At 41.8% G+C, this 6,713-nt stretch carries 6 protein-coding genes and 1 pseudogene; 1 reads left to right on the top strand and 6 read right to left on the bottom strand.

The genetic code is table 11. From position 1 onward, the window contains the following. A pseudogene (gene pgi / locus ACLL8Z_RS08295) lies at positions 1-355 on the top strand (glucose-6-phosphate isomerase); the annotation flags it as partial. A 197-nt stretch (positions 356-552) separates the two neighbouring features. Here pgi and ACLL8Z_RS08290 read toward each other — a convergent pair. The 6 genes from ACLL8Z_RS08290 to ACLL8Z_RS08265 all read right to left on the bottom strand — a co-directional run. Continuing rightward, positions 553-1,638: an alkaline phosphatase family protein gene (locus tag ACLL8Z_RS08290; RefSeq protein WP_411274304.1), complete on the bottom strand. Its 1,086-nt coding sequence runs from the start codon at positions 1,636-1,638 to the stop codon at positions 553-555. Continuing rightward, entirely contained in the window at positions 1,638-2,693 is a 1,056-nt protein-coding gene (locus ACLL8Z_RS08285; protein WP_411274303.1) for a glutaminyl-peptide cyclotransferase, read from the bottom strand. Before ACLL8Z_RS08285 ends, ACLL8Z_RS08290 begins: the two co-directional genes overlap by 1 nt. Positions 2,694-2,713: 20 nt before the next feature. After that, positions 2,714-3,079 (bottom strand): YraN family protein, encoded by a 366-nt coding sequence (locus ACLL8Z_RS08280; protein WP_411274302.1) that lies wholly within the window; start codon positions 3,077-3,079, stop codon positions 2,714-2,716. Beyond that, positions 3,079-5,001, bottom strand: a complete 1,923-nt coding sequence (dnaG, locus tag ACLL8Z_RS08275) for a DNA primase (RefSeq protein WP_411274301.1) — start codon at positions 4,999-5,001, stop codon at positions 3,079-3,081. Before dnaG ends, ACLL8Z_RS08280 begins: the two co-directional genes overlap by 1 nt. A gap of 352 nt (positions 5,002-5,353) precedes the next feature. Beyond that, the gene (locus ACLL8Z_RS08270; RefSeq protein ID WP_411274300.1) at positions 5,354-6,004 is read right to left on the bottom strand and encodes a response regulator; all 651 of its coding nucleotides are present in this window, start codon (positions 6,002-6,004) and stop codon (positions 5,354-5,356) included. A gap of 3 nt (positions 6,005-6,007) precedes the next feature. Then, positions 6,008-6,713, bottom strand: a 706-nt coding sequence (locus ACLL8Z_RS08265; protein WP_411274299.1) for a sensor histidine kinase, incomplete at its 5' end; no start/stop codon positions are given.

The following is a 6,713-nucleotide window of genomic DNA, read 5'->3' as shown; positions in this document are numbered from 1 at the left end:
CAAAAAAAGATCGGAAGTTGAAGCAGAGCTTAAGGCCGCAGGGAAAAAGGCCAGGGAAATTGTAGAACTCGCACCTTTCAAAGTTTTCGACGGCGATAAACCTACTAACTCCATACTAGTCAAAAAGATAACTCCATTCACTCTTGGTTCGCTGATCGCGATTTACGAACATAAAATATTTGTTCAGGGAATAATCTGGAATATATTCAGCTTCGATCAATGGGGAGTGGAGCTTGGAAAGCAATTAGCTGGGCAGATTTTACCGGAGTTGAAGAATGACGTTCCTGTGAGCGGACATGATGCTTCGACGAACGGGTTGATTAATCAATATAAGCAATGGAGACGGGAAAGTTGAAAGAGGAAATCTTACTGGGCGGTTATTTTTAACCGCAGAGGTCGCGGAGTTTTTTCGCAGAGGACGCAGAGTATTATTCTTAACCGATTATTGTTTTACAAAAAAATCCAAACCCTTTGCGTCCTCTGCGTTGTGCTCTGCGGCCTCTGCGTTTAAACGTCGGTGGGTACGCAAGAATAGTTCTACCTAAATAACAATTATTTTAAATTTATTCCCGCCCCAGCCTCATGTCCTGCCCCAGATTTGAAATCCAATCCCAGCAGTTCCGAAATAGTTTGCGCTAATTGTTTATGGTAAATGGTCGTCGCCGTTTTTATTTCACCTTTTGCGGGGGTATCCGGACCCATAACGGCAACCCACACCTGCTCTGCTCCTTCGATTTTTTCACCATGCGATTGCCATGTTTCTAAAGGCATCTCCCCTCTTCCGTGATCAGAGGTGATTACCAGAGTGGTTTGATCTTTGTAAAAGGGATCTGATTGGAGGTAATTCCAGAGGTCAGCTAATATTGCATCCGTCTTTCTTGCTTGCTGAAGGTACATTTTGTAATTTCCCTGATGAGCAAGGTCATCGGTTTCGTCAAAACCCAGATATAAAACCCGTGGCTTTTTATCGATCATATATTGCTTGCCAAATTGGTACGTCAATACATCCAGCCTAATCTCTTCCGCTACAAAACCGGGAGACTGGTGTTGAATTTCGTTTAAAAGCTTGAGCCTTTCACTGATTCCGGGAATATTAAGATCAGTCAAACCGGAGTTCACTATTATCCCTGACCTCTTATCGTTCAATATGAACGGAAAAACATCCCATGAAGTAAATGCAATTACTTTTCCTTCAAACCCTTTCTGTTGGTTTACGTATTCCAATAAATTGGTATTGGGATTTGGGATTTTATCATTTGAATTTACACGAGGATCGGGAAAACCTGTGAAAAGTTCGTTGTATCCCGGATACGAAAACCTAAAGGTATTAGCAACTTCAGCTTTATTCCCCAGGTCACGGTTACCATAGATCTGACCTTTTTGTACGACCGTTGACCAGAAGAAAGGCATTAGCAATTCCCTTCGGGCAGCGGGGGATTTCCGGATGAATCTTTCCGTAATACCCTTTTTATCGGAGTTATACTCTGCTAAATTAACGAGTAATGAATCTGCACCTCTGAAAACTTCCTGCCATCTTAATCCGTCGAGTGTTACAATTACGAGGTTTTTGGTCTTATTTTGAGCGGATGAAATTGATACGCAAATAAATAACAAGCCTGTTAAAATTATCCTTTTCATCAAAGCGCAGGTTGAGAACTTAACTTAATTTGAAATAATTTGTCCCATTTCTTTCCCGTAACAAAGAGGCGCTTTCCCGTTGCGTCCCATGCAATGCCATTAAGCACAAGATCCGGATCCCGGGATGAATCGGGATTAAGAGCCGACAAATCAATCTCAGCAGTTACTTGCCCGTTGGCCGGATTAATTATCACAATTCGGTCTGACTCATAAATATTAGCGTAGATCATGCCGTCGATATATTCCAATTCGTTCAGGGACTCCACGGGGCCATTATTATCATAGACCTCTATATAACCTTCTTCCATATAAGTATCCTTGTTAAGGATATGAAGCACATTTGAGCCATCTGAATTAAAGATCTTGCTGCCATCATTACATAGGCCCCATCCTTGTCTGGCATATGGTGTCTGATATTGCCTCAACAACTTCAGGCTTTTTAAATCAAACTCCATATTTAGGTTCTCTGTGTAAGTAAGCATTAGGATCTTATCCTCAATAATGGTGATCCCCTCGGCAAATACATTATCTATGGGTGATACCTGCAAAACTTTGCCAGTTGAAGGCTCTACCTTTCTTAGCGATGATTCGCCTACCAGCCCATCGCTTTCATAGAAAAATCCATTGTGGTATTCAAGTCCCTGGGTGTAGGACTGGGTATCATGCTTAAACTGCTGAACAACTGTGTATTCTAATTTCACAGGTATCAACGACGACTTCAGGGTAATGCTCGTGCTGATCTCTTCAAGCTCTGCACCCTTCCGGTAAATTTTGGCAGTGATGGCCTTCATTCCCAGAGCTAATTTATCTGTATGAATACTGACTGGCTTTTCATCTACTGAATTTGAAAGCCGTTCGCCGTCAGCGAAATAAACAATTGAATCGGCTTTGTCATTCAGCCTGACCTGCAGATTAATTGTATCGCCTACATTTATTGTTCGGCCCGCTTCCGGACTGACAAAACTCGATGCCTCCCCGGTCTTCTTTGAATCTCCAGCGCATTGAGATAACAACATAACTAAGATTACTGAAGGCAAAATTAATTTGAATCGCATAATGTATTTGTTTTTAAACCCTATGACCCGGGCCAGAATGCATCTTCGATATGGTTTACAGTATAAGTATCAAATTTATCAAACAGTATTGAAATAATATCAAATCTGATCTCATCTTTATGATTAACCTTATAGATATATTCTTCAGCAGCAAATTCCATAAGCCCCTGTTTAGCGAAAGTTACGAACTCTTCGGGCTCACCATAATAATTGCCCGTACGGGTTTTAACTTCTGCAAATACGAGGGTTGAATCATTGAATGCTATCAGGTCAACTTCAGCTCTGCGAAATCTCCAGTTCGTTTCCAGGATCTTATACCCTTTGTCTTCCAGGTGCTTTTTAGCAATGGATTCACCCCTTGTACCGGTGTCGTTATGACTGGCCATTACTTCACAATCACAGATCCCAGGAACGCCGATATGCCCTTCTCAACTTCTTTGACCTGCAGGTATTTTTTCATCAGGATAGCCTGATTGTCAGCGTCATTTTCTGCCTGGATCTCATCACGAATCGTTTTCAGCATCCGGTCGACCTTGCGTTTTTTTAAGTGGAAGATACCCCCCAGTATAGTAGACCTCAGATCTTCACTTTCATTCTTAACATATATTTTTCTCTTTGCGTACCAGTTCTCGCTGAGGACATATGGTGAAGAAACCATTGTTATTGCAAGGTCTGCAATTTGATGGTCAGGATGTTTAATAAAATCCTGCTCTGAAGGAAGATCCCCGTCCTCGAGCTGCTTTTTATATTCATCAATTACGCGGATACACAAAGGGTGCTCGAAAGTTACATCCGCGAGGTTTCCTATTACATAAGGTGCAATATAGGTGTCAGTTATACCATCCCAATGAACTAGTTCGTGACCATAATTAAGCAGTAAGCGAACAATTTCTTTTTCCTGAGCTTCATCAGTACCTGAAGAACTCCCGGGTATTTCAGCAAAATCCGGCCCGGGCGCGATGTCCGGTCTTGGCTGTGGCTGAGACTGATATGAACTTTTATTTTTCGCTGCACGGATCTTATTTAATTCTGAGATTAGGACTCTCTCTTCGATCTGCAAAAGCGAACTGCATTCCCTTACAAAAACGGAAGCTTTAATTCCATCCGGAATTTTGGCAATACTTTCGACGACATCCCGTATTATCCCTGCTCGTTTGATGGGATCCTTTCCTGCATCTTTTAAGAGAATGCTGGTTTTGAAAAGTATAAAGTCCTTTTTGCTTTGTTCTATATGCGTTTTAAACGCAGCGCTTCCAAATTTCTGCACATAAGAATCCGGATCATCCCCATCAGGAAAAAGCACAACCTTAACGTTTAGTCCCTCTTCCAGAATCATATCCAGTCCTCTTAAGGATGCTTTGATCCCGGCTTCATCACCATCATATAAAATTGTAATATTCTCCGTGAAGCGTTTAATCAGGCGAATTTGCTCAATTGTGAGCGAAGTGCCTGAGGAGGCAACAACATTCTCTATGCCGGCCTGGTGCACAGACAAAACATCTGCATAACCCTCTACCAGATAACAATTGTCGAGATCACGGATTGCCTTTTTGGCGAACGACAAACCATAAAGTATGTTCGATTTATGGTAAATATCACTCTCCGGAGAATTAACATATTTGGGAACTGCTTTGTCGGTTTTTAATGTACGTCCGCCGAAACCAATTACCCTGCCTGTAAAACTGTGAATAGGGAACATCACGCGGCCCCGGAAACGGTCGTAAAATTTCTCGTTGTCCTTACGGATAGTCAGGCCAGTTTCTTCCAGAAACTGGATATTGTATCCTTCAGAAACCGCGGCAGTTGTCATAGCATCCCAGACATCCGGCGAATAACCGAGTTCAAATTTTCTGATGATATCGTCCCGAAAACCACGCTCTTTAAAATAGCTGAGGCCAATGCTTTTCCCCTCCTCAGTATCAAACATCTGCTGCTGGAAAAACTTCGAAGCAAAGCTGGAAACGATATATAAGCTTTCGCGACGGTCATTTATAGCCTGTTCCTCAGGTGTATTTTCAACCTCGGCAATTTCAATACTGTATTTATTTGCGAGATATCTTAAGGCCTCGGGATAGCTAGCCTTTTCATGATCCATTATAAAACGGACGGAATCTCCACCCTTACCGCAGCCAAAGCATTTGTAAATGCCCTTACTTACAGAAACATGAAACGAAGGCGTTTTCTCATTGTGAAAGGGGCATAATCCTATCATGCTTGTACCACGGCGCTTCAAAGACACAAAGTCGCCCACCACATCTTCAATACGAGAGGTTTCAATGATCTTATCAACGGTTTCTTTTAGAATCAAAACTTTTCAGATGGGAGTTAAAATTACTGAAAATTTTGTGTTGTTAAATGAAAGGGTGAAATTTCTTAGCAGGCGGAACGGTGGTGTCTCATGAAAAAGCGGCATTATTTCTAATGCCGCCGCTATTCACCACAAAGCCATGTAGTAGAGAACTTATAAAGGCTAATCAGCACTACAAATTGGGAATTTAGCATTTGTTTAGATAGCAAACTGGAAATGCGACTCTTAACCAGGGACATTACCAGGGATCTGATCCGCATTACAAAAATCATATAAAAATGGTCCGCCCGGATACCCGATCTGAGGTAAATTGGAAATAGTGAAGGAAATATAAATTCAGGAAAAATTGGCATCAGATATCGATTAGGGAATTTTTTATACCATACACTACCAGACCGGTTCTGGATTTAATATTCAGTTTGCTGAAAAGAGATTCACGGTAATTATCCACGGTTCTGGGGCTTACATTCATTTTATCAGCAATTTCCTTGTACGTGAATTCTGTACTGCAATGCTGCAGAAATTCCATTTCTCTATCACTAAGTTTTGCATCCGCTATATTGCCTTTGGATTCGTTACGCAGTGACATCAGCATTCTGCCGGAAACATTCTCGTTGATGAAAAGGCCTTTTTCCTTAGTAATCTTTATTGCTTCGAGCAAATCCGAAGCATTTGATTCTTTCAATAAATAACCGCATGCACCTGCTCTTAACATATTGATAATCGATTTTTCATCGTCGAACATACTTAGGGCCAGCACAGATATCCCGGGATATTGGGCGGTCACCCACTTCGTAGTTTCGTATCCGTCCATCAGGGGCATTGTAATATCCATCAGAATAATATCCGGCAAATTATCTGCGGAGAGCTTTTGCTGAAGTTCTATTCCGCTTGAAGCCTGGAAAAGCACATCAATCTCCTCAAACTCAGAAAGCAGGTTTGCCACACCCGAACGGAATAGTGTATGATCGTCAACGATCGCTATGGAAATTTTCTCTAACATGGATCAGGGATAAGGGACTTTAATAGCGATTGTGGTGCCTTTGCCAGGGGCTGAAATAATATCAAGATTACCCTGAATAGCGTTCGTGCGCCGTGATAAGTTTGACAGGCCCATACCGTTTTTGGACACGTCTTCAGCTACGAAACCTATCCCGTTGTCAGTGATGGAAAGTAAAATATTGCTTTGAACCTGATTCAAACTAATTGCAATCTTGGTCGCAGACGCGTGTTTTATGATGTTATTGATCACCTCCTGCAAAAGCCTGAAAAGTATGAGGCTTTTTTCGGCGGATAGCTTATGCTCTTCACTGATATTATTGTCGAACAGTACTTCGTATCGGCCAGATTTTTTTAACCATTCAACCTCATAGATAATTGCATCAACCAATCCGGTTTCTATAATTTTCTCGCCATGGAGCAGGTTGGCCAATTGTCTTAATTCCTTTATTGAGCGCCGGACCAATTGCTGGGAATCATCCAGCTTAGTCGCCGTCTTCTTGTCTGAAACAGTAATGGATCCTAAGGTGAGACTGGTAAGACTCAACAGTTGTCCAATATTATCGTGCAGATCGGTGGCTATAGTTTTCATAGTCTGCTCCTGTACCTCTAACTGAGTTCTGAGCAGGTCGGCTTCGTATTCCTGTTGTAGGTTTTGTTTTTCAATAAGGTGGTCTTTCTTTTTACGGTTATAAGAACTGATGTAAAGAAGC

It is taken from the genome of Daejeonella sp., from assembly GCF_046590655.1.
Lineage (GTDB): Bacteria > Bacteroidota > Bacteroidia > Sphingobacteriales > Sphingobacteriaceae > Daejeonella.
The sequence above is the reverse complement of the archived record's forward strand: the minus strand, read 5'-3'. Positions and strand labels throughout refer to the sequence as shown.